General features: G+C 55.1%; 19 protein-coding genes. 6 read left to right on the top strand and 13 right to left on the bottom strand.

What is annotated here, in order from left to right; translation table 11 throughout:
- Positions 1 to 154 precede the first annotated feature (154 nt).
- From BN3911_RS16150 to BN3911_RS16125, 6 genes are all read left to right on the top strand, one after another.
- On the top strand, positions 155 to 3,754 hold the full coding sequence (locus BN3911_RS16150) for an S-layer homology domain-containing protein (protein ID WP_066867413.1): 3,600 nt from the start codon (positions 155 to 157) through the stop codon (positions 3,752 to 3,754).
- 511 nt (positions 3,755 to 4,265) lie between these two features.
- A complete protein-coding gene (locus BN3911_RS16145; protein WP_066867411.1) occupies positions 4,266 to 5,255 on the top strand; it encodes an aldo/keto reductase in 990 nt (329 codons plus the stop codon).
- Positions 5,256 to 5,281: 26 nt separating this feature from the next.
- Positions 5,282 to 6,625 carry an MATE family efflux transporter gene (locus BN3911_RS16140; RefSeq protein ID WP_308211529.1) on the top strand — a complete coding sequence of 448 codons (1,344 nt, stop codon included), beginning with the start codon at positions 5,282 to 5,284 and terminating at the stop codon, positions 6,623 to 6,625.
- Positions 6,626 to 6,827: 202 nt separating this feature from the next.
- Entirely contained in the window at positions 6,828 to 7,262 is a 435-nt protein-coding gene (locus BN3911_RS16135) for a MarR family winged helix-turn-helix transcriptional regulator (RefSeq protein ID WP_066868105.1), read from the top strand.
- A gap of 156 nt (positions 7,263 to 7,418) precedes the next feature.
- Entirely contained in the window at positions 7,419 to 9,149 is a 1,731-nt protein-coding gene (locus tag BN3911_RS16130; protein ID WP_066867410.1) for an ABC transporter ATP-binding protein, read from the top strand.
- Positions 9,136 to 11,043, top strand: coding sequence for an ABC transporter ATP-binding protein (locus BN3911_RS16125; protein ID WP_372496198.1), 1,908 nt, complete (start codon positions 9,136 to 9,138; stop codon positions 11,041 to 11,043). Before BN3911_RS16130 ends, BN3911_RS16125 begins: the two co-directional genes overlap by 14 nt.
- A 131-nt stretch (positions 11,044 to 11,174) precedes the next feature.
- Here BN3911_RS16125 and BN3911_RS16120 read toward each other — a convergent pair whose 3' ends face one another.
- From BN3911_RS16120 to BN3911_RS16060, 13 genes are read right to left on the bottom strand one after another with little or no spacing between them, the layout of a single operon-like run.
- The gene (locus BN3911_RS16120; protein WP_066867406.1) at positions 11,175 to 11,993 is read right to left on the bottom strand and encodes a PHP domain-containing protein; all 819 of its coding nucleotides are present in this window, start codon (positions 11,991 to 11,993) and stop codon (positions 11,175 to 11,177) included.
- 21 nt (positions 11,994 to 12,014) lie between these two features.
- Positions 12,015 to 12,755, bottom strand: coding sequence for a phosphonate C-P lyase system protein PhnL (locus BN3911_RS16115; protein ID WP_187127780.1), 741 nt, complete (start codon positions 12,753 to 12,755; stop codon positions 12,015 to 12,017).
- The gene (locus BN3911_RS16110) at positions 12,742 to 13,554 is read right to left on the bottom strand and encodes an inositol monophosphatase family protein (RefSeq protein ID WP_066867402.1); all 813 of its coding nucleotides are present in this window, start codon (positions 13,552 to 13,554) and stop codon (positions 12,742 to 12,744) included. Before BN3911_RS16110 ends, BN3911_RS16115 begins: the two co-directional genes overlap by 14 nt.
- A complete protein-coding gene (locus BN3911_RS16105; protein ID WP_066867400.1) occupies positions 13,547 to 14,782 on the bottom strand; it encodes an alpha-D-ribose 1-methylphosphonate 5-triphosphate diphosphatase in 1,236 nt (411 codons plus the stop codon). The genes BN3911_RS16110 and BN3911_RS16105 overlap by 8 nt, the downstream gene beginning before the upstream one ends.
- A gap of 9 nt (positions 14,783 to 14,791) precedes the next feature.
- A complete protein-coding gene (locus tag BN3911_RS16100) occupies positions 14,792 to 15,628 on the bottom strand; it encodes an ATP-binding cassette domain-containing protein (protein WP_066867398.1) in 837 nt (278 codons plus the stop codon).
- On the bottom strand, positions 15,621 to 16,502 hold the full coding sequence (locus tag BN3911_RS16095) for an alpha-D-ribose 1-methylphosphonate 5-phosphate C-P-lyase PhnJ (protein WP_066867396.1): 882 nt from the start codon (positions 16,500 to 16,502) through the stop codon (positions 15,621 to 15,623). Before BN3911_RS16095 ends, BN3911_RS16100 begins: the two co-directional genes overlap by 8 nt.
- Positions 16,486 to 17,571, bottom strand: coding sequence for a carbon-phosphorus lyase complex subunit PhnI (locus BN3911_RS16090; RefSeq protein WP_066867394.1), 1,086 nt, complete (start codon positions 17,569 to 17,571; stop codon positions 16,486 to 16,488). The genes BN3911_RS16095 and BN3911_RS16090 overlap by 17 nt, the downstream gene beginning before the upstream one ends.
- Positions 17,571 to 18,164 (bottom strand): phosphonate C-P lyase system protein PhnH, encoded by a 594-nt coding sequence (gene phnH / locus BN3911_RS16085; protein ID WP_066867392.1) that lies wholly within the window; start codon positions 18,162 to 18,164, stop codon positions 17,571 to 17,573. Before phnH ends, BN3911_RS16090 begins: the two co-directional genes overlap by 1 nt.
- A gap of 28 nt (positions 18,165 to 18,192) precedes the next feature.
- On the bottom strand, positions 18,193 to 18,621 hold the full coding sequence (phnG, locus tag BN3911_RS16080) for a phosphonate C-P lyase system protein PhnG (protein WP_187127779.1): 429 nt from the start codon (positions 18,619 to 18,621) through the stop codon (positions 18,193 to 18,195).
- 18 nt (positions 18,622 to 18,639) lie between these two features.
- Positions 18,640 to 19,518, bottom strand: coding sequence for a PhnE/PtxC family ABC transporter permease (locus tag BN3911_RS16075; RefSeq protein ID WP_082942330.1), 879 nt, complete (start codon positions 19,516 to 19,518; stop codon positions 18,640 to 18,642).
- The gene (phnE, locus tag BN3911_RS16070) at positions 19,515 to 20,312 is read right to left on the bottom strand and encodes a phosphonate ABC transporter, permease protein PhnE (protein ID WP_066867388.1); all 798 of its coding nucleotides are present in this window, start codon (positions 20,310 to 20,312) and stop codon (positions 19,515 to 19,517) included. The genes BN3911_RS16075 and phnE overlap by 4 nt, the downstream gene beginning before the upstream one ends.
- Positions 20,305 to 21,099 carry a phosphonate ABC transporter ATP-binding protein gene (gene phnC, locus BN3911_RS16065; protein ID WP_066867385.1) on the bottom strand — a complete coding sequence of 265 codons (795 nt, stop codon included), beginning with the start codon at positions 21,097 to 21,099 and terminating at the stop codon, positions 20,305 to 20,307. The genes phnE and phnC overlap by 8 nt, the downstream gene beginning before the upstream one ends.
- A 23-nt stretch (positions 21,100 to 21,122) precedes the next feature.
- Positions 21,123 to 22,121 (bottom strand): phosphate/phosphite/phosphonate ABC transporter substrate-binding protein, encoded by a 999-nt coding sequence (locus tag BN3911_RS16060; protein ID WP_066867383.1) that lies wholly within the window; start codon positions 22,119 to 22,121, stop codon positions 21,123 to 21,125.
- Positions 22,122 to 22,297: the final 176 nt, after the last annotated feature.

The raw sequence follows: 22,297 nt of genomic DNA, 5'->3' as shown, positions 1-22,297 counted from the left end.
AAAGTATTCTGATTGAGAGGAGCGCCGCGGCCCACGGTATGGCGAGGATTGGAACATTTCAGAAAACGGTAAGACACTGTGGAAGACGGCCCGGGAGAGAGGAAACCGCTCCACAGCAAAAAAGAAAATCATTCCGGTAAGGGGAGAGTATTCAATGAAAAAAATCAAGCAAATAGGAAACAAATTTCTAGCTGTGCTGCTTACGGCGGCTATGGTATTTGCACTGTCGCCTCTGCCCGCGGAGGCGGCGGTATCCAACAACAGCATGCCGGAGGTGTATGTCTACGAGCGGTCGCTCAAGTGGGATGGAACGGAAGAAAATCCCACTACCTGGGTAATGGCGCTGGATTGGGTTCAGGATGGCGGCACCGTCTATGTGATGGACGAGTCCATTTCCATCAAAAACGGAAGTGACGCAAGCACCCTGGCTGCGAAAACGGAGGGGAAGCATATCACGCTGAAACCGTATAATGGTTCGAGAACCGACCTGAACTTGGAGGATCCCCTGCTGAAATATCAGTATAGCGGCGACTGTACGGTATCGAACCTGACGTTTGACGGCGATAGCTTAGCTGCCGATACTTATAATTACAGCATGGTATATGTGGATCAGGGCACGCTTACTTTACAGAACTGCAGGCTGGAAAACCATCAAAACAACAATTACGGCGCGGCGCTAGACCTTTACAGCGGAGCAACCGTGAACCTGGAAGGTACGACAATCGCAAATAATAAAACCGGTACAAAAAGCGGAGGAGGCACAGCGGCAGCCGGAGGCGTTACGGTAAACGGCACGCTGAGGGTTGACGGAAATTCGAGCATTACGGGAAACTACCTATACGATGACGATGAGAATCCGCTGGATATTCTTGTTTCGCACGGAGGAAAAGTCTTTTTAGACGGCGGCGCGGAAGTGGGGACGATTGGATTTTCCAGCAGCAAGACAAACAGCGATAAGGTCTGTTTTACCTCTGCCCTGGAGCATGAGATTGCCTTTCGAATGCACAAATATTATAACAATACGGCCTTGCTGGCGGCTTTCAATACCGGAGATGTTCTGGCGGAGGGGATGGACGGTTTCCAGCTGACAACGGAGGACCTGGCAAAAATCAACATCACCAAAGCCAATAAACCCATCTATTATGTGGAGCAAAACAGCGGCAAACAGGCGTATGTGAACCGGGACTGCACGATCTATCTTTCTGATGAGCTGAACACGGAGCAAGGCAGTTTCTCTGTTTCAGCCCGTCCTCAAGGCCATGAGGGCAGGCCGCTGGGCAGCACAGTGACCATCAAGCCGGCGCCCAAGGAGGGATATCAGTATCGGGCGGGCACGATCCGCGTAAAAGGATACAATTATCCTTATACCGATTATACAAGTTCATTGACGCCCCTTTCCGACGGCAGCGGATGGACGCTGATTATGCCGGACGATATTGTGCTGTACGCAGAATTTGAGGACGCCAAAGCCCCGCAGACCGTTTTCGATCCCAGCCATTTAAACGAGGACGGCAGCTTCGCCTATACCCTTGTTGCGGGGGAAGACGTCAGCATGCCCCTGACGATGGAAAACAGCACGGTTTTTGAGGAGGACGATACCGTGCCCCAGCCCCTGATTTCCTTTGCCCTGGCCGACCCTGACTCTGATATTATCAGGCTGGACGGAAACGTCATAATCCCCTTAAAGCTTGGCAGTACGGTGGTAAACGCCTCGGCGGAGAAAACGGACAGCCATCGTGCGCTCCTGCAGCCCATCACGGTTAAGGTGGTCCGGCCTCTGGCTGTCGCGTTGACGGCTGCGGCCTATAAGCAGGAGAACGGCCTGGAATTTGTGCCCAGTTATACAGACGGTTCGGAAGAACCCTATACCATCGATGATACTACCCGTTTCCTGGGCCTGCGCAAAACAGGAGACACTGCGCTGACGGTCTTTCCCCAGGGAAGCTGGAACTGGGATCAGGCATATACCCAAAGCTTCGAGGGGTTGGAGGCGGATACGGAATATGAACTGGTGCTGCGGGCGGACGATCGGCGTACTTCCCCGAAAACAGCGGAATATATCCTGAAATTCCGCACTCCAGAGGCGGGTTCCGAAGATACCGGAGGAATTTCGGGCGAGGTGGAGGGAACGGGCGATATCACCGTGCGCGTGGAGCGCGGCAATACGGTCATCGCCAGCCAGACAGGACTGAAAACCGGAGAACGCTTCCAGTTTACCCACCTGCCCGACGGCTTTTACAATCTGGTTGCCACAAACGGGCAGTATACCGTCACCGTGATGGTACAGGTGCAAAACGGAGGTACGACGGAGCTGAACGTGGTATACGTGGGCACTAAGCAAAGCATCGTGAAAGTGGAACAGGGCGCGCCGCCCGTCGCTGCGGATAAGCTGGGGAGCCTGTTTGAGGAAGAAATCTACAAAGGCGACGACCAGGCCCCAGAAACGGTGAAAAATGGCGGAACAGTGGAAATTAAACTGACCGCGGCCCTCCCGGACGACACCGGCGCGGATAAAACTCCCGTAGAGGCCATTGCCGCCCGGGCCGTAAATGAAGGCAAGACAGTTGGGCTGCAGGTGAATTTAACCGTAGATATGGTTATCAAACCCAGCGATCCGGATTTGCTTGGAACCACAAAGCCCTTGACCGACACTGGCGCCCTGGTGGAGATAGCCCTGCCGCTGCCGGAGGAGGTACGGGGAAAAACCGGGTACCAGATCCTGCGCTACCACGGCGCGGCGGTAGATTCTTTGAGGAAAATCAAGGTTACCGATAAGCCCGTAGAGGAGAGCTTCTATATCTCCGGCGGCTATGCGCATATCTTCGCGCACAAATTTTCCACTTACGCCATCGCCTATGACCAGGGCGCCGGCGGGCATTCCAGCGGAGTCTGCACGCTAGTCTTTGAGACGAACGGAGGCGGGAAGCTGGCCGCCCAGGAATACCCTTATGGAACCACCGTGCGGCTGGAGAAAACGCCTTGGCGTGAGGGATACACCTTCCTCGGCTGGTATTCCGACCGGGAATTGACAAGGCCGGTGACGGAGCTGGTAATGAACGGAAGCCGCACGGTGTACGCCAAATGGAAAGTTACGGAGATACCGGCGGCGCTCAATGGAACGGACCACAACGCCTATCTGGTAGGCTTTGAGGACGGGACGGTGCGGCCTGACGCGCCGGTTACCCGTGCTGAGGTGGCCATGATTTTCTACCGTCTTCTGAAAGAGGACGTCCGTATCCAATTTGAAACAGAACAGAATCCTTTCGCGGATGTGAACGCGCCGTCTTGGTATAACACAGCCGTTTCCACGCTTGCGGGCATGGGTATTCTCAATGGCCGGACCTCCGCATCCTTTGCTCCTGGACAGCCCATCACCCGGGGAGAATTCGCAGCCGTCGCGGCGCGGTTCAGCGGGGAAAGCTATTCCGGCGGCGACCTGTTCCCAGATATTAAAACCCATTGGGCAAAGGAATCCATCAATCTGGCGGCCTCACTTGGCTGGGTTGGGGGATTGCAGGATGGGACCTTTGCCCCGGAGAGCAGTATTACCCGGGCTGAAGCGGTCACCCTGGTCAACCGTATGCTTCTCCGGCTTCCAGCCGGAAAGGAAAGCCTTCTGCCGGAGATGCGGACGTGGCCGGACAATGCAGACGAGAACCAGTGGTATTATCTTGCCGTGCAGGAGGCCAGCAATTCTCACAACTATCAATTGGATGGGGACGGAGTCCATGAAAACTGGACCAGCCTGCAGTGAACAAGGGTTGGAAAACGAGCCATAGACAACAAACCCGCTGAAGCAGAATAATAACTGAAATGCTCCCACTTAGAAAGGCAGTGAAACAGGATGCTGCAATCTGAGTGGGAGTATTTCAGTCTAATGGCGTCTGTCAGTGCCTGGTTGCCGGAACTGAAGACGATATGCCCCTGCAGCAATCGGATACAAGGGAAACGGGGCGTTCCATCGCCTTTTGAAAAGCATTGATGTGCTTCTTCTTAAATTTTATTGCTTTGGCCGACGGGTACTGCTTTAAGGAAGGATCAGCGATTTATCCATTATACATTTGCTGCTTTGATGCTTTCTGAGCATGACTGCTGATAACAGACAGGTATTGGACGGTTTTCCTTCCAAGGGTTATAATCATTTACAAAGCAGCATTCCAGCTGTATTACATCGGTGGAAGAGGTACAGATTAGAAAAATGCAGGCTGCTTTGAAGGGGAAAATTCCCGGCAGAGGAGCTTGAAACAATGGGAGGAAAAGAGACTATGGAATACACGAAGTTAGGTAACTCAGAACTGAAGGTTTCCCGAATCTGTATGGGCTGCATGGGCTTCGGAAATCCGTCCAGCGGGCAGCATTCCTGGACGCTGGATGAGGAACAATCCCGAAAGCTGATTCGGAGGGCACTGGAGTTGGGCGTCAATTTTTTCGATACCGCCATCGGGTATCAGGGAGGCACCAGCGAGGAGTATCTGGGACGCAGCCTGCGGGATTGCGCCAAACGGGAGGATGTGGTAGTGGCAACCAAATTCCCGCCCCGCACAGCGGAAGAGAGAGCCGGCGGTGTCGGCGGCAAAGAACATGTTTTGACCCTGCTGGATGCCAGCCTCCGCCATCTGGGAATGGAGTATGTAGATCTCTATCTCTGCCACATGTGGGATTATCACACTCCCATCGAGGAGATTATGGAAGGACTGCACGAGGCGGTAAAGGCGGGGAAGGTCAGGGCTATCGGAATTTCCAACTGTTTTGCCTGGCAGCTGGCCAAAGCCAATTTCATTGCGGAGAAGCACGGGTGGACAAAGTTCGTCTCTGTCCAGGGGCATTATAACCTGCTCCACAGGGAGGAAGAACGGGAGATGATCCCTTACTGCAGGGAGGAGGGAATTGCCCTTACCCCCTACAGTCCCCTGGCTTCGGGACGGCTGGTGAAAATGGGCGGCGAAACTTCGAAACGTTTGGAGGAGGACGCCTATGCCAAGGGAAAGTACGATGCCACAGCCCGCCAGGACGCTGTGATTGTGGAGCGTGTGGCAGAGCTGGCGGAGCGCAGGGGCCTTTCCAGAACTCAGGTGGCTCTGGGCTGGCTGCTCTCCAAGTCTGCCGTGCCGGTGGTTGGTGTGACTAAAATGCACCACATTGAGCAGGCTGCAGAAGCAGTGGGAGTATGCCTTTCAAAAGATGAGACGGGATATCTGGAGGAAGCCTATGTCCCCCATAGACTGGTAGGCGTTATGGGTCAGAATCAGGCCTGAGTGCGGGGCATGGAGGGAAGCAGGAGATGTACACGGAAAGAGCGATGTTTTCCAACAGGTCTTTAAAAAAACTGATTCTGCCGCTGATTATGGAACAGATTCTGGCCATGACCGTGGGAATGGCGGATACAATGATGATTTCCAGCGCCGGAGAGGCCTCAATTTCCGGTGTGGCCCTGGTGGATATGGTAAATTATCTGGTTATCACCGTCCTTTCCGCTTTGGCGACCGGCGGAGCGGTGATTGTTTCCCAGTACCTGGGAAACAGGGAAAGGGAGAAGGCCAACCATGCCGCGGGTCAGCTGATGACCGTTACGGCGCTGATCTCCGGCGGGGTTATGCTGCTTTGTCTCCTTTTTTGCAAGCCGCTGTTGAAGCTGCTGTTCGGCTCGGTGGAACCTGCCGTGATGGAGGCTGCAGTCACTTATTTTTGGATTTCCGCCATCTCCTTTCCTTTTTTGGGCTTGTATAACTCTTCTGCAGCCCTGTTCCGTTCCATGGAAAAAACCCAGACAACCATGTATGTGTCCCTTCTGATGAACGTTATTAACGTGGCGGGCAACGCCATAGGTGTTTTTCTGTTTCACGCCGGCGTGGCCGGTGTGGCGCTACCCACGCTGATTTCCCGGGCCGTGGCGGCCGTGGTGATGACCTGCCTTTCCCGCAGCGAAAAAAACACCGTGTTTATCAGAGCCGGACAGGTCTTTTCCTGGAATCCCGGCATGATACGGCGCATCCTGCGCATTGCGGTGCCCAACAGTATCGAAAACGGCCTGTTTTCACTGGGCAAAGTGTTGGTCACCAGTATTGTGGCCCTGTTTGGGACAGCGCAGATCGCTGCCAACGGGGTGGCCAACAGCATTGATATGGTTGCCATCGTAGTGGTCAACGCTGTCAATCTGGCCATTGTCACAGTGGTGGGGCATTGCGTGGGGGCAGGGGAATTTGAACAGGCATCCCGCTATATGAAGAAGTTGATGGGGGTCTCCTATCTTGCTACGGGAATTTTAAATTTGGCAGTGGCGGCAGCCCTGCCGTTCCTGCTGAACTTTTATGCTCTTTCCGAGGAAGCGCGGCGCCTCAGTTTCCTTTTGGTTCTTTTACACAACCTGCTTGCTTTTGCCCTGCATCCCACCTCCTTTGTGCTGGCCAACGGCCTGCGGGCGGCGGGAGATGCCAAATTCACCATGTATGTGGGAATTGGCTCCATGCTGGTTTTCCGGCTGGGCTCTGCGGTGCTGTTCGGCGTTGTGCTGAATCTGGGGATCCTGGGGGTCTGGATCGCCATGGGCATGGACTGGCTTGGCCGTTCTGTGGCTTTTCTGCTTCGGTATCGAAGCGGGAAATGGAAGAATTTCCGCGCAATCTGATGTACGGGATCTTTCAAAGGGGAACTGCTTGGCAATAGGCCATGCTGTCAAGTTACAGAAAGACTGATCCGCCGGTTCATCCACCGGCGGATTCTTTTTTGCGGCAAAAGCTTGACAACAGAAAAAACACTGTTTATACTAATGTTAGTATCCTAACAATACGGAAGCCGAACTAAAGTTGCGGAATAAGGGGGAAAAAGAAGTGGAGCATCGGGATGAGATTGGCTTTCAGGTGCGCACGCTGTCGAACCTCATCAAGCGGCTGGTGGATCAAACCGCTTTTCAGGGGAGAGAACGGCCTGCCACTGGAATGCACGGCTGGGTCATCGGCTATCTCTACGAAAACCGAAACAGGGATGTCTTTCAGCGGGATTTGCAGGAACAGTTTTCCATTCGGCGGTCTACCGTGACGGGAATTCTGCAGCTGATGGAAAAGAATGGGCTGATTACACGTCAGTCGGTGGATGAAGACGCACGGCTTAAAAAAATTGTACTGACGCCCAAAGCGATAGAGCAGCATGAACAGATTCACCGCAGTATCCGGAAAGTGGAAGAACAGCTCTCGGAGGGACTCACCCCGGAGGAGAAGCAGACCTTTTTGGAATTGTGCGATAAAATCCGGCGTAATATAGAATAACAGGCCGATGGCCGACGGAATCAGCTGATAACCGGCGGCTTTTCCATTGCCCATATTGTTAGCTTACTTACTGTATGGAGCCTAATTGTTAGCTACCTGATAATCATGGAAACGAATCATTTGAAGGCTTCGGTTTTGAAGGAAAGGAAGAGTGGTATGATTAAAAAACTTGCTGCCAGTATCCGGCAGTATAAGCGGGATTCTATCCTGGCGCCCGTCTTTGTCACCATGGAGGTGGTGATGGAAGTGGTAATCCCCGTCCTGATGGCAAATCTGATTGACTTCGGCATTGAGGAAGGGAATATGGGGTATATTTTAAAAATCGGCGCTGCGCTGATCCTCTCCACTGTCATCTCCCTGCTGTTCGGCGCGCTGTCCGGAAGGGCGGCGGCTAAAGCCTCGGCGGGGTATGCGGCGAATCTCAGGAAGGATATGTACTACAATGTGCAGGATTTCTCCTTCTCAAATATCGACAAATTTTCCGCCGCCAGTATCGTCACAAGGCTGACTACGGATGTGACCAACGTGCAGAACGCCTATCAGATGATTATCCGCACGGCGGTGCGGGGGCCTATGATGCTGGTTTTTTCCCTGGCAATGGCGTTTGGAATCAATCCTGAACTGTCCCTGATTTTTTTGGGAGCCATTCCCGTGCTGGGAGTAGGGCTCTTTCTGGTGGCGACGAAAGCGCATCCTATCTTTGAACGGATGTTTAAGACCTACGATAAGCTGAATACCGTGGTGCAGGAAAACCTCAGGGGAATCCGCGTGGTGAAGTCCTTTGTCCGGGAGGATTATGAAAAGGATAAATTCAGCGCCGTTTCGGAGAGTATCCGCAGGGACTCCTCCCGGGCGGAAAAAATTCTGGCCTTCAACAGCCCGCTGATGCAGTTTTCCATGTATGCCTGTATCCTGCTGATCTCCTGGTTCGGCGCAAAGCTGATTGTGGGCTCGGAAATGAGCACGGGTCAGCTGATGAGCCTGATCTCCTATGCCTCACAGATTTTGATGAGCCTGATGATGCTTTCCATGATTTTTGTCATGGTCACCATGTCCCGGGCGTCCATGGAACGAATCGTGGAAATCCTGAAAGAACGGGCGGATATCACAGACGGTGCGCAGGACTGCAGAGAGGTCAGGGATGGTTCCATCCGTTTTGAACAGGTGGAATTCCGTTATAAAAAGGAAGGCAAAGCTTGTTTGAGCGAAATCAACCTGGACATTAAATCCGGCCAGACGGTGGGGATTTTAGGCGGCACGGGCAGCGGCAAGAGCAGCCTGGTGCAGCTGATTCCCCGGCTGTATGACGTCTCCAAAGGCGCCGTGCTGGTGGGCGGCGTGGATGTGCGGGACTACAATCTGGAGGCCCTCCGGGAGGAGGTGGCCATGGTGCTGCAGAAGAACGTGCTGTTTTCCGGCACCATAAAAGACAACCTGCGCTGGGGAAATGAAACTGCTTCGGATGAGGAGCTGGAACGGGTCTGCAGGCTTGCCCAGGCAGATTCTTTTATCCGGGAGTTCCCTCAGGGTTACGACACCTACATAGAGCAGGGCGGAACCAATGTGTCGGGCGGCCAGAAGCAGCGCCTCTGCATTGCCAGGGCGCTGCTGAAAAAGCCGAAAGTGCTTATTCTGGACGACTCCACCAGCGCGGTGGATACCAAAACCGACTCCCTGATCCGCCAGGCTTTCCGGGAGGAAATCCCCGATACCACAAAGCTGATTATCGCTCAGCGGGTGGCCTCAGTACAGGACGCCGACCAGATCGTGGTGCTGGACGGGGGAAGGATCGCAGACGTGGGAACCCACGAGGAATTAATGAAGCGCAGCGGAATTTACCGGGAAGTTTACGAGTCTCAAGTGAAGGGAGAGGATGAGAATGCCTAGACCGCCTGTAGGCGCCGCATTTGCCGGCGGAAAGAAGGCCAAAAACCAAGGAAAGACCATCCGGCGGATCCTGAGTTATATCTCGGGCGGCTACCGTGTCCGCCTTGTTGTCGTGCTGTGCTGTATTCTGCTCAGCGCATTGGCCAACGTGATTGGTTCCATGTTTCTTCAAACCCTGATTGACGACTATATCACGCCCCTGCTGGGGATGAACCACCCGGTGTTCACCGGCCTGCTGCATGCTATTCTGGTGATGGGATTGATCTATCTGGTGGGAGTCGCTTCCACCTTCCTTTATAACTGGCTGATGGTCACTGTTTCCCAGGGCGTTTTGAAAAATATCAGGGACCGCATGTTTGCCCATATGCAGTCTCTGCCCATCAAATATTTCGACACCCACACCCACGGCGACACCATGAGCCACTACACCAACGATACGGATACGCTTCGCCAGATGATTTCTCAAAGCGTACCGCAGATGTTTTCCTCGGTGATTACGGTGGTATCCGTATTCTGCGCCATGGTGATGACCAGCATCCCCCTCACTCTCCTGGTGCTGGCGTTTGTGGCGTTCATGCTTTTCCTGGTCAAAAAAATCGGCGGGCAGAGCGGCAAGTACTTTGTCCGGCAGCAGCGTTCTCTGGGCGCTGTGAACGGCTACATTGAGGAAATGGTCAGCGGCCAGAAGGTGGTCAAGGTTTTCTGCCATGAGAAAAAGGCAAGGGAGGAATTCGACGCGCTCAATGAAAAGCTGCGGGAAGAGGCCTCCGCCGCCAATGTCTACGCCAATATCCTGATGCCGATTATGGGAAACCTGGGGCATCTGCAGTATGTGCTCATCGCCATGGTGGGCGGCGCGCTTGCCATCGGCGGCGTGGGCGGCCTGACCCTGGGCGGCATTGCGGCCTTCCTGCAGCTGAGCCGCAGCTTTACCCAGCCGATCAGCCAGATTTCCCAGCAGTTCAACTCGGTAATCATGGCCCTGGCCGGTGCGGAACGGATCTTTGACCTGATGGATGAAGAGCCGGAACAGGATGACGGCTATGTGACGTTGGTGCATGCAAAGCTGGAAAACGGCCAGCTGACCGAGAGTGAAACACGTACGGGAATGTGGGCGTGGAAGCATCCCCATGGGAATGGAACAGTCACCTATACCAGGCTTACCGGAGAGGTGGAATTTTTCGATGTGGACTTCGGTTACGAGCCGGAAAAGCTGGTGCTGCACAACATTACCCTGGATGCCCAGCCGGGAGAGAAGATGGCCTTCGTGGGCGCCACCGGCGCGGGCAAGACCACCATTACCAACCTGATCAACCGGTTTTATGATTTGGCGGACGGCAAAATCCGCTATGACGGCATCAATATCAACAAAATTAAAAAGAGCGACCTGCGCCGCTCCCTGGGCATCGTGCTTCAGGATACCAATCTGTTTACCGGAACGGTGGAGGAAAATATCCGCTACGGAAAGCTGGACGCCACCCAGGAGGAAATTGAAAAGGCTGCGAAGCTTGCCAATGCCGACGGATTCATCCGCAGGCTGCCCGAGGGCTATCAAACTGTGCTTTCCGGGGACGGCGGCAGCCTGTCTCAGGGACAGCGTCAGCTGCTGAGCATCGCCCGGGCTGCGGTGGCAGACCCGCCCGTCATGATTCTGGACGAGGCGACCTCCTCCATCGACACCCGCACAGAACGCCTGGTGCAGCAGGGCATGGACGGCCTAATGCAGGGCCGCACCGTGTTTGTCATCGCCCACCGGCTTTCCACGGTACAGAATTCAGACTGTATCCTGGTGCTGGAGCTGGGGCGCATCATTGAAAGCGGTACCCACGCACAGCTGATTGCCCAAAAGGGAAAATACTATCAGCTCTATACCGGCGCTTTTGAGCTGGAATAAGCGGCATCGCTGCAAAGGAGAAGAGAGCCGGCGCTCAGTCCAACCGGGCTGTACGTCGGCTCTCCTCTTTTATAAGGAAGGCAAATCCTGCGCTTTTTTTGCCGGAACGGCAGAACAGGAAAAGCGAGGGATCAGGAGGAAAAGGGGTCTTGTTCTATGCCGCAGTCTCCAAGCTCCTCGCCCTCGCCGTAGCGGCCGTGAAAATCGGAGCCTCCTGTAAGGGCCAGGCCATACTCGGCTGCCAGCCGGAGGCAGAGCTCCGTATCTTTCGGGCAGTGCTTGGGGTGACTGGCTTCCACTCCCCAAAGCCCTGCTTCCTTCAGCCCCGGCAGTCCGGCAAAGTTTCCATACTGCCCCGGATGGGCCAGCACGGCCTTCCCGCCAGCCGAAACCACGAGGCGGACGGCCTCTTCAGGAACTACAGCAGGGAAGGAGAGAGTCGCAATTCCGGGAGAACCATCCGGCTGTGTTTTGAACAGATGCCGGTAAAGCGGGCCATAGAGCTCTGTACAGAGCCCGGCGTCGATGAAAACCTGCATGATATACTGCTTGCACAGTTCACCGGAAGGCCCCGCAAGGGCCCGTACCTGTTCTTCCGTTATGGGATATCCTGCGCTTCGGAGGCGGCGGATGCTTTTAAGCAGCGCTTCTTTCCGGGCAAGACGGATGGGACGGCAGAATTCCTCCACAGCCTTCCGGCCCTCCGGCGGAATCTGATAGGCCAGCAGATGCAGCTGTCTGCCGTCCTGTTGGCGGCAGCTGATTTCAATGCCGCCGTAGACGGGAAGGGAGAATTCCTTTCCTGCAGCCTCCAGTTCCGGCAGGCCGCTCAGGGTGTCGTGATCGGTGAGGGCAAGGCCGGAGAGCCCAGCTTCTTTCGCCGCCCTCACCAGCTCCCTGGGGGAAAATTCGCCGTCGGACCAATGGGAATGTACATGAAAATCAAACATCACGGCACGGTCCCTTCCTGTTCAGGCAAAGGCTGCCAGTTCTTCCTGGGCGTAGTCCATCTTGTAGTCAATGGGCACCATTTGACGCTCCCGCATCTCATAGCGCCAATCCGCCAGGGTCTCAATGGCAATTTCGTCATGGAACACACCGACCATGGCGGCGCCTTCCTGCTTTAAATCCAGAATCATATTCATCACCCATTCTTTGCTGCGGGCGTCCAGGGAAGCGGTGGGTTCGTCCAACAGCAGAAGACGGGGCCTAGTGATCAGGGCGTTGGCGATGTTCAGCCGCTGTTTCTCACCGCCGCTGAAGGTGGCGGGATACATGTCCCAGAGTTGGGGAGAGATTCCCACTTTCTCCAGGTATTCTGCGGCCCGTTCCCGGGCGGACTTGGAGGGGATTCCACGGGCGGTCTGGGTATTGGTGAGGATGTCGATGGCGGAAACACGTGGGATAACGCTGAAAAACTGGGAGACATACCCGATTTCTGTGGCCCGCAGGCGGATGATTTCCCAGGGTTCCGCCACGGCCAGATCCACCACGTTGCCGTCTTCGCAGGTGTAGTAAGTATGGCCGCCCGTAGGCGTATAAGTTCTGTAAATACATTTGAGCAGGGAAGATTTTCCGGAACCGCTGGGGCCTGTGACGGCGATAAGAGTGCCGGCTTTTGCGGAAAAGCTGATGCAGTCAAAACCTTCAATTTCAGCGTCGCCGCGGATGTGCATGATAAATTCTTTTTCCAGGTTTTCAATTTGCAGCATGAAAGGGATCTCCTCCATTTTTGTTGAGTTTTCGGCGCACCTGTTCCGGAAAGAAGGGTTCGCATTGGCAGTAAAGCTCCATAGAGCGGAAGCCGCAGACAAAATACCGGTTTTCAGAAAGCTCGCAGGCAAAGACATGACAGCCGCGGCTGCGGAGAATCGGATAGGCAGCGGCAAAATCCCACAGCTTCAGGTGAGAATTCACGTAAAAACCGGCATGTTCCTCTCCGATTCCGCACAGTTCCAGGGAGGCACAGCCGCGGTAACGCACGCCCCGGAAACATTCTGCCAGAGCATAGGGGTCAGCGCCCAGAAGGGAAAAATCGCGCATCGTCTGAAAACCAATATGGAGAATCCCCTCTTCCGGCGGCTCACCGGAAGTCTGCCCGGCGGGCGTTTCCGATGAGCCGCCCTCGAACAGCTTCCCTCTTTCCACATCCAGCACAAAGCCGTATACAGGCCTTCCATTTCGAAGCAGAGCCAGGGAGATAGCGTATCCTCTGCCAAACTGACAGTAATTGGTGGTGCCGTCAATCGGGTCGATCACCCAGCGCCAGGGAGAGGAAGAAAGGCGCGCCGTTTCCTCCTCTCCCAGAATACCATGGTCCGGATATCGGGACAGTATTTGGCCTGATAAAAATTTTTGTGCCCAAAGATCGTGCTCTGTCACAATGTCGTTGTGCCCTGTTTTTTTCCAAATAGAAAAATCATTTTTTGTCCGTTTTTCCCGGAGCCGTGCACCGCAGTCCAGGACCAGAACTCTGGCAAAACCGGCGAGCGCCGGAAGGGAATCAGTCATAGCGCACGCCGTCCTCTCCCACAAAATCATTGCGGTAATGAAGCCTTGTCACCTCTTCGCCGTTGATCAGCACAGAGAGAATGACAGGCACAGGCCCTTTTTTGCTCACCAGAAGCAGGTCGGCGCATTTTCCAGGTTCGATGGAGCCCAGCCGGTCTTCTATCTTCACCGCCTTTGCCGGATGATAGGCGGCCATGTTGACCGCCTCCGGCAGGCTCAGAATCCCCTGCTCGTAGAGCTGGAACACAGCATGCAGGATGGCGGCTGGAAAATAGTCGGATACCAGTATATCGGCGCAGCCTGCGCGGATAGCGTCCAGTGCGGACAGATTGTTGGAATGGGACCTGCCCATAAGAATATTGGCAGCGCCCACTACAACCTGCATCCCTCTGCGGCGGGCTTCTTTTGCAACTTCCAGTTCCACGGGGAATTCACAGATTTCCGCATGCAGGCTGCCTGTGACATAATCCAGCTTTTCGGGGCTGTCGTCATCGTGGGAGGCGATGGGAATTCCTGCCTGCAGGGCCATATCCGCGGCCACAGCCAACTGCTCGTCAGTCAGCTTGGCCCGGTTCATCCGTTGGCTGAGAATGCGCTCTTTTTCTTCTTCAGACTGCTGGGAGGACATGATCTGGCTTTTGAAAAACTCCAGGTTCCTGTACTGCCCCTGTCCTGGGGTATGGTCCATAAAGGACAGCAGCTGCATATCGTGGTTGCGGATGAAACCCAGCAGCATTTGGTACCCCTCTGTGTTGGTAATCTCATACCGGCAGTGAAACCGGTGCCGGATCATGTGGTCCCCCTCATGGAAGGTGCGGATTAGTCCGACCAGCCGCTTCAGGTTTTCCGGGCTGCGAAGCTGATTGCGCTGGACGGCGTTTTCCCCACCGCCCTTTCCCAGATCCATGATGGTGAGGGAGTGGTACATGGTGGTGATACCCTGATTGACCAGCTGCTTTTCCTGTTCCCGCATGGCAAGCTCAAAATCGATCATGCTCTGGGGCCTGGGCTGGATCACGGTTTCAATATTGTCGGAATGGATGTCGATGAAGCCGGGCAGAAGAAAGGCCCCGTCCGCGTCTATTTTTCGAGCGCCGGGGTATTTGTCCGAAAAACCAGGCTGTTTTGAGATTTCTTCAATCAATTGCCCCCGGATCAGCACAGAAGCATGGGGGACGACACGGTCCTTCAGAACCGCCGTTGCGTTTTCAATGATCGTATCCTGCATAGGCGCCTCCTACAGCAATGAGCTTACTAGGGTTTGGGTGTATTCGTGCAGAGGGTCTTCCAGAATCTGGTCGGTGAGCCCCTCTTCCACCACACGGCCGCCCAGCATCACCATGGTGCGGTCGGACATCATCCGGATAACGGCCAGGTCATGGCTGACGATCATCATGGCGATGCCCAGCTCCTCCTGGATGGAACGGATCAAATCCAGCACCTTGGCCTGCACGCTCAAATCCAGGCCGGTGGTCACCTCATCCAGGAGCAGGATGGGAGGATTGTTGGCGATGGCTTTGGAAATCTGTACGCGCTGCTGCATGCCGCCGGAAAATACCCGGGGTTGGTCCCGCATGCGTTCTGTGGGGATTTCCACATGCTCCAGCAGCTCCGTGCTGCGGTCGATCATGCTGCCCGCATTCCGGTTTCCGGCGGCGATGAGCTTTTCCGCCACATTGGAGCCCGAAGAGAGCTTCATGCGCAGCCCCAGCATGGGGTTCTGGTAGACCATCCCCATCAGATGATTGCGCAGATAGCGCTTCTGCTGGCTGCTGGCCTCTAAAATATTTTTTTGCCCGTCCTGGTACAGGGAGAGATAAGCGCCGCCGGAAGTGGCGGCCTGGTCAAAATAGAGTGTTTTCAGCAGCGTGCTTTTTCCAGATCCAGATTCGCCAACTATTCCCAGGATCTCTCCGGGATACAGCTGGAAGCTGACGTCCCGCACACCCCAGATAGTGTGACAGACCGGGCACCTGCCCTTTTCCAGTTCCGGATGGCTCCGGCAGTAGCTGCAGCCGTCGCCGAAGCGGACTGTGATATTTTTACCCTCCATAACGGGAGTTCTCTTATCCATGGGCCTTATCTCCCTCCTTCGATTCCTGCGCCTCCCGGCGTTTCAGACAATAGCCTGTGTCGGAGCATTGATAGAACCGCTCCCCTGTCTGTGAGTCGAACATCTCGTCAAAATAGACGTTTTCCGCGCCGCACAGACGGCATTTGCGGCCGGACATGTCCTCCTGGCGGAAGGGATAATCCTCAAAAGCCAGGGATTTCACATCGGTATAAGGAGGCACTGCGTAAATCTTTTTTTCACGCCCCGCGCCAAACAGAAAAAGGCATTGTGCCTGATTGAGCTTGGGGTTGTCATAGCGGGGGATGGGGCTGGGATTCATCACATAACGGCCGTCCGTCATCACGGGATGGTCGGCGCCCCGGAAAGGAGATCCCCGGGTGAGCAGCTGTTCAAACAAGTTCACCCAAATTCCGGTGTATTCTGCATCCGCGTGCAGTTGGCGGGTCACCGCCTCGTGAGCGTCTACGCTGCGCAGAGGCTCCGGCGTGGGGACCTGCAGCACCAGGACCTGGTCTTCCCGCAGCGGTTCTTCCGGCACCCTGTGGCGGGATTGGATGATGTCCGCCTCTGCGGCGTCGGTGGTGGTCTTTACGCCGGTTGTGGCGCTGATCAGCCTTTTGATGCTCACGGCATTTACACTGTCGTCGTTTCCCTGGTCGATCACCTTCAGAATGTCGTCCGGTCCGATGAGGGACATGGTCAGCTGAATTCCGCCTGTGCCCCAGCCCCTGCCGATGGGCAGTTCCCGGGAACCAAAGGGCACCTGATAGCCCGGCACCGCGATGGCATGCAGGATGGCCCGGCGGATTTCCCGCTTGGAGCCTTCGTCCAAAAAGGCAAAATTGTACTCGCTTCCGTTAATCGTTTCCTTCATGTTCAAGGCTCCTTTTTCGGTTTCTCAAGCCGTCCAGCTTGGACTGGAACGTGACGTAGTGGGGCAGCTTCAAATGAGAAATGAAGCCGTTCATCTCCAGACAGTCCCCGTGCAGCAGTACGAACTCCATGTCGCTTGTGGGGCTGTCGATGGAGAGGGTGAGGGCATGGTCCAGCACCGACATGGCGATGGCTTTGGTATCGTTTCTGCCGAATACGCAGCCGTAACCTACGCCGATCCCTTCCCCTCCGGCCCTGGCGCCCATCAGACCCTCCACCTCTGTGACAAAGATTTCACCCACGTACCAAACACCGCCCCCTTCCAGAGGATAGTCCACTTCAATTTCCAGGCTCCCGTACCGGAGTTCCCCAATGGTGGGGTGGGACATGCCGAAACCGCGGATATCGCTGTAAGCAAGGCCGGAGACAAAACCTGTGTCCGCCCGTGTGAGTGTTTGCAGAATAGCACTGCGCGGCGCGGGGAGAGGTAAATTTTCCATGGTCACGTCGCAGGGTTCGGAGCGGTCTTCCTGGACCTGCTCCAACAGCCCCTCCTGCCGGAGCAGGTCCAGCACCCGGGGAGCCGTGTCGGAAAGAGAGACCTCGCCGGCCTGCGCAGCTTTTTCTTCGAAGGCTGCGCGCCACTGCTGAAGCTCTTCTTCTTTTTCCTCCGTCAAGCTGAAATTCAGCAGGCGGTGTACGTAATCGTAGGTGGGGCCGAGCATCTGCCCGCCGGGAATATCCTTGAAGGCAGAGCTGATTCTCCGCCGGATGTGCATTTCATCTCCATGCACGGTGCGCGAGGTATAATTTCTGGACAGGGTGCTGCGGTAGGCGCGCAGCAGGAATACGGCTTCTTCCGTGCTTCCTTCGCATTGTTTGAGGGCCAGCGCGGCATAGTCCGGCGCGTAAAGCCCGGCCTCCGACATAACCCGGTCGATTAAAAGTTTCATGCGGTCCCGGAGGATCTCTGTGTCCACAGGAAGTTTTCCGCCGGAACGGTATTCTCTCAGCAGTTCAATGGAAGCGTCAATGGCATCCTGGCCGCCGGTAACTGCAACATATCCCATCAGTTGTTTCCTTTCAGTTTGATTTTTCTCGGGACACCCATCAATTCCCCTTGGGGGGTGAGAAAATAGAGTTCGATTCCACAGGGGAATTCATAACCGATCTGCTGCCGTGCCTCAATCCATCTTCTTCCTTCCTGAGGCAGAGAGATCTGAATGTTTCCGTTTATCCCCGGGCCGCTCAGCGTACAGGGTTCGCCGCCGGTCAGGGCGTCGAGCATCAAAAACAGCGTGGCGCTTTTATGGGGTTCCGCCAGTGTTCCCGCTTTGGCCTCTTCCAGAATCTCCCGGCAGGAAAGCCCGGCAGTCTGCTCCTTGGTCAGAAAGAGGTAGTCGGCCTCTGAAAGCACGTCGGGAACTCCATAGGTCAGCTCCCGCAGCTCCTTTTCCAGCTGCGGGTCGCCGCAGACACAGAACCTGCGCCAGTTGTCCAGCAGGGCGAGGCCTGCTGCCAGAAGAGCCGCGTTTTCTCCCTCCAGTTTTTCCACGTTTTTTTCCATGGAGACAATGGTTCCGGGCCGGGCCAGTGCATTCATCAGCGTCTTGAACACCTGTTGGCAGTCAAAGACCGGATCAAACGGGTTTTCTTTAAACATATGTGATTTCCTCCTAAGCGCCGGGGCGTCAATATTCCACGTCCAGTGTGTTGAACTGTACACGCGACGAGGCATGTTTTCTGATTTCCTGCCGGCGGCTTTCCGCTATTTTTTCTTCTTCTGCCAGAAGGGCGTCTTCAATGGCTTTTCTTTCCGGAAGCCGGCTTTTGCACACGGCGTCCAGCACTGCGGCACAGAGAACCTTCTGTGTGTCGTCACCTGCCATCAGGGCAAAGCCTTTTTGACCTTCCACTTCCACCAGCGCTTCACAAGCCAGCAGCTCGCCCAGAAAAAAATCTGCCTTTGCCACGGTTTCCTGCATCCGTACCATTACCAGTGTCTTTGTAGGCTTGCGGATAACGGAAACAGAGCGGGTCTCCATCACCGGGCCGGCCAGTGCTTCTATGGTCTCTTTGGGGCAGTTCCCCAATATCTTTGATAATCTCTGTGCTTCCATAAAGGGCAGAGCCTCCATCTATTTGATTTTCCCGTTCTTTTCCTTCACAGCAGTGAAGGCCAGCTCCATGATATAAGTAAACAGCAGCACCATGACGATTGCCACAATGGCCTGGCCGTAGGCATAGCGTGTCATGCAGTTGGAGATGACGTAGCCGATGCCGCCCGCGCCCACGGTGCCCAGCACAGCCGAAGCTTCAAAATTGCTTTCAAAGCTGATGGAGGTCCAGGCTAAAATTCCGGTAAAGGCGGAGGGGAGCACGGCGCTGAAAAAGATTTTGACGCGCCCCGCACCCATGGCCCGCAGGGCCTCTAATGTTTCCTCGGGCACCTCTTCAAAGCATTGGGCAAAGGACCGGGCAAAGAAGGAGGTGCTGAAAATGCAGATGCCGATGATACCGGCGGAAGGGCCAAAGCCCACGCATACCAAAACCAGCAGTACCCAGATGATGGAGGGAATGGCCCGCAGGAAGGTCAGCGCAGCGGAAAGCACCGTGGCGACCCATTTGAAGGGGGTCAGGTTTTTCGCCAGAAATACGGCGAGAATCATACCGCCCACCATGCTGTATACCGTGGAGAGCACGGCGACGCCGATGGATTCCAGCAGGGAGGAAAAGGTGATGTCAATCTGACTGAAATCAATTTGAATCAGCTTTCCCAAAGCTTCTGGGATGCGGACCAGGCCTTCACAGAACTGAAGCCAGTCAATCTTCATCAGCAGCATCGCGGCGATGCCGATCACCAGAAAGGCGGCCAAAAACAATTTTAAAGTGCGGTCTCTCGCCGGATCTTTTGTGCGGATGCGCCCCTTGCGGTCCCTGAGAAGAGAACTGTCCTCTTCCGGGGTCTCCCGGGGAAGAGGGAAGCGGCCTCCCAGGGCGTCTGTCAAGTCTGTCATGCCAGCACCTTCTTTCTCAGGAAATTGGTCAGCATATCCACCAAGATGACGATTCCTGCAATGAGCAGAATCACACCCATGGCAGAGTGGTAGCGGAACTGTTTGATATAACCCATCATCACCAGACCGATGCCGCCGCCTCCCACGGCGCCTACCAGGGTGGAGGAACGGATATTTACCTCCAACGAATAGAGCAGCCAGGAAAGGAACCCCGGTAGGGATGCGGGGATAATCACCTGCGTGATGGTGGTGAGGCGTCCGGCGCCCACTGCCTGCAGCGCTTCCAGGCTTTCGCCGCCCACCTCGTCGATGGTCTCAATGAAGGAACGGATCAGGAATCCACAGGTGGTGATGAGCAGGGCCAGAGCGCCCACGACGGTGCCGATGCCGAAGGCCATAATCAGAAGAAATGTCCAGATCATGCTGGGGATGTTCCGCTGGAGCGACGCGAAAAAGCGGATGATTTTTTTCAACGGTTTCCAGGGCGCCGTGGTGTTGGAGCCAAGGAAGGCGAACGCCAGCGATATCACAGCGGAAATCATGCTGGCGGCAATTGCCATGCAGACCGTCTGCAAGATGCCTTCGGCGATGGCGCCGAAATCGGCAATCTTCGGCGGCAGCAGGTCTTCAAAGATAAACAGCCAGAAATTCTCCATGCTCATGAGGAATTCAAAGGGCTGAAACTGCGTCTGCGCGGTGGCCAGGAGGAACAGTGCCGCAACGATAAGAAAGGATGCGGTTGCGGCACGCTTTTCCCGTTTTGGGGTTAAAAGAATTTTTTCTGGATTACGCATTGGCTGCTATTCCCTCCTCGATGCCCACAGTCAGCTGTTCCAGAGGCGCATCGTAAATGGTCTCGATCATAGCGCCGGTGAGCTTGGAAGGCACGTCGTCAAAGACAATGGTTCCCCGGTGAATTCCCACGATGCGGTCCGCATAGGCCAGCGCCACATCCACCTGGTGCAGGTTTACAATGCAGGCGATATTCCTTGTTTTGGCCATCTGCTTGATCTGGTCCATGATGACTTTGGAAGAGCTGGGGTCCAGGGAAGCGATGGGTTCGTCGCACAGAAGAAGGGCGGGGTCCTGCATCAGAGCCCTGGCGATTCCCACCCGCTGCTTCTGCCCGCCGGAGAGTTCGCCTGCTTTTTTATAAATCATCTCCTCCAGTCCGATCATTTTCAGGATATCCAGCGCTTTGCGCTTATCCTCTTCCGTATACCGTCCGGCTACGGCATGGAAGGTGGACATATAACCGAGCCTGCCATGCAGGACATTTTGGAAAACGGAAAGCCGGTAGACCAGGTTAAAGGATTGAAAAATCATGCCGATACGCCGCCGGATTGCTTTTAGCTCCTTTTCTTTTTTTACCCTTGCCATATCCTGACCCTCGAAAAGGATGTTTCCGTCCGTGGGATCAATCATGCGGTTGATGCACCGCAGAACAGTGGATTTTCCAGCCCCTGAGGGGCCGATGATCACCACGACTTCGCCGGCGTTTACGTGGAAGCTGACGTCCTCCACAGCATGTGTCTGGCCGTAGTATTTTTTTAAGTGTGAGAGTTCCAGTACTTTTTCCATATTGATTCCTTTCCCCGCGGCAATCAGTCGGAGAGGTTGAATTTTTCTTTCAGTTCCTGCAGGTAATCGTAATCGCTGTCATTGGCCTCGATAAAGCGCTGGATCTCTTTTCCCTCTTCAATTCTTTCTGCATCGCTGAAATAATCGGCATCATCATAAGAGAGAAGAAATTCCTTTACCTTATCCTTGAGTGCCTGGGGCAGGTCTTTCTGGATGGCGATGGGGTCGCTGGGAATGGTGGGAGATTCATGGAGGATTTTCAGATCGTCTTCTTTGGCGTTACCGGCCTGAATCTGGTTTTCGTAGGTGGAAGACGCCACCGCGCCGGCATCTACATTGCCCTGAATGACGGCCTGCATGGAGCCGGGATGCGTGCCGGCAAACATGGCGGACTTGAAAAACTTTCCGTCTGTGTGCAGGTCGTCAAAGGTCAGTCCCAAATCCGGAAATGCGTTCAGAAGTTCGTTGCACGGCACCACGTTGCCGGAGGTGGATTCCGGGTCCACAAAGGAGAAGGTTTTGCCCTGAAGGTCCTCCAAAGTATGGAGGCCGCTGTCGGATTTTACCACGATATAGGACTGGTAGCCGCTCACTCCATCCTTGGTGCCCCGTACTGCCAACGCCTCAGCGCCGGCGCGTTCTCTGGCTGTCACGTAGGAAAAAGGACCGAATTCAGCCAGCTGTGCGTTTCCGGTGCGCATTGCCTCAACTGCGGCGCTGTAGTCGGTAGCACGGTAGGTGGTCACTGGGATTCCCAGGGCCTTGCTCATGTCTTCCGCCATGTTATCCCGCAGCTGTACGGATTTTTCTGTATCCTCGCCGGGGATCATGACCATGACGAATTCTTTCAATCCGTAATCATCCGCCGATGCCGCCGCAGTGGAAGCGCTGCTCTGGGAGGAGTTCCCAGCGTTGCTTCCGGTGGAAGGGCCGGAGCTTGTGCCTGATTCGGAGCAGCCCGTCATAGAAGCTGCCGCCATGAGTGCTGTGAGCGTTAATGCCGCGATTTTTTTTGCTTTCATTTTTGTCTGCCTCCTTGCAATTTCTGGTAGGGGGCGGCGGGAAGCCGTGGCTGTTGTCCTCTGCGGCTTTGTCCCGCGAACCGATTTCATCATAAAGTCCGCGTGTAAAACTGCCAGGGGGATTCGGTTAAAAGGCAGTTAAAGCTTTTTCGGCTTTTCGCCCCGTCTTCTTCCCC

The sequence above is a fragment of the Neglectibacter timonensis genome (assembly GCF_900048895.1).
GTDB classification, from domain to species: Bacteria; Bacillota; Clostridia; order Oscillospirales; family Acutalibacteraceae; genus Acutalibacter; species Acutalibacter timonensis.
Note: the sequence above shows the minus strand (reverse complement) of the source record. Positions and strands in the feature narration are given on the sequence as shown.

Bases quoted from the DNA above. Each gene is read 5' to 3' on its own strand.
- phnG (WP_187127779.1), bottom strand. From the start codon at position 18,621: ATGGAAGCACAGAGATTATCAAAGATATTGGGGAACTGCCCCAAAGAG.
- BN3911_RS16095 (WP_066867396.1), bottom strand. From the start codon at position 16,502: ATGAAGGAAACGATTAACGGAAGCGAGTACAATTTTGCCTTTTTGGAC.
- BN3911_RS16115 (WP_187127780.1), bottom strand. From the start codon at position 12,755: ATGCTGCAAATTGAAAACCTGGAAAAAGAATTTATCATGCACATCCGC.
- BN3911_RS16150 (WP_066867413.1), top strand. From the start codon at position 155: ATGAAAAAAATCAAGCAAATAGGAAACAAATTTCTAGCTGTGCTGCTT.
- BN3911_RS16075 (WP_082942330.1), bottom strand. From the start codon at position 19,518: ATGACAGACTTGACAGACGCCCTGGGAGGCCGCTTCCCTCTTCCCCGG.
- BN3911_RS16105 (WP_066867400.1), bottom strand. From the start codon at position 14,782: ATGCAGGATACGATCATTGAAAACGCAACGGCGGTTCTGAAGGACCGT.
- BN3911_RS16145 (WP_066867411.1), top strand. From the start codon at position 4,266: ATGGAATACACGAAGTTAGGTAACTCAGAACTGAAGGTTTCCCGAATC.
- phnE (WP_066867388.1), bottom strand. From the start codon at position 20,312: ATGCGTAATCCAGAAAAAATTCTTTTAACCCCAAAACGGGAAAAGCGT.
- BN3911_RS16110 (WP_066867402.1), bottom strand. From the start codon at position 13,554: ATGACTGATTCCCTTCCGGCGCTCGCCGGTTTTGCCAGAGTTCTGGTC.
- BN3911_RS16125 (WP_372496198.1), top strand. From the start codon at position 9,136: ATGAGAATGCCTAGACCGCCTGTAGGCGCCGCATTTGCCGGCGGAAAG.
- BN3911_RS16090 (WP_066867394.1), bottom strand. From the start codon at position 17,571: ATGGGATATGTTGCAGTTACCGGCGGCCAGGATGCCATTGACGCTTCC.
- BN3911_RS16130 (WP_066867410.1), top strand. From the start codon at position 7,419: ATGATTAAAAAACTTGCTGCCAGTATCCGGCAGTATAAGCGGGATTCT.
- BN3911_RS16060 (WP_066867383.1), bottom strand. From the start codon at position 22,121: ATGAAAGCAAAAAAAATCGCGGCATTAACGCTCACAGCACTCATGGCG.
- phnH (WP_066867392.1), bottom strand. From the start codon at position 18,164: ATGTTTAAAGAAAACCCGTTTGATCCGGTCTTTGACTGCCAACAGGTG.
- phnC (WP_066867385.1), bottom strand. From the start codon at position 21,099: ATGGAAAAAGTACTGGAACTCTCACACTTAAAAAAATACTACGGCCAG.
- BN3911_RS16100 (WP_066867398.1), bottom strand. From the start codon at position 15,628: ATGGATAAGAGAACTCCCGTTATGGAGGGTAAAAATATCACAGTCCGC.
- BN3911_RS16140 (WP_308211529.1), top strand. From the start codon at position 5,282: ATGTACACGGAAAGAGCGATGTTTTCCAACAGGTCTTTAAAAAAACTG.
- BN3911_RS16120 (WP_066867406.1), bottom strand. From the start codon at position 11,993: ATGTTTGATTTTCATGTACATTCCCATTGGTCCGACGGCGAATTTTCC.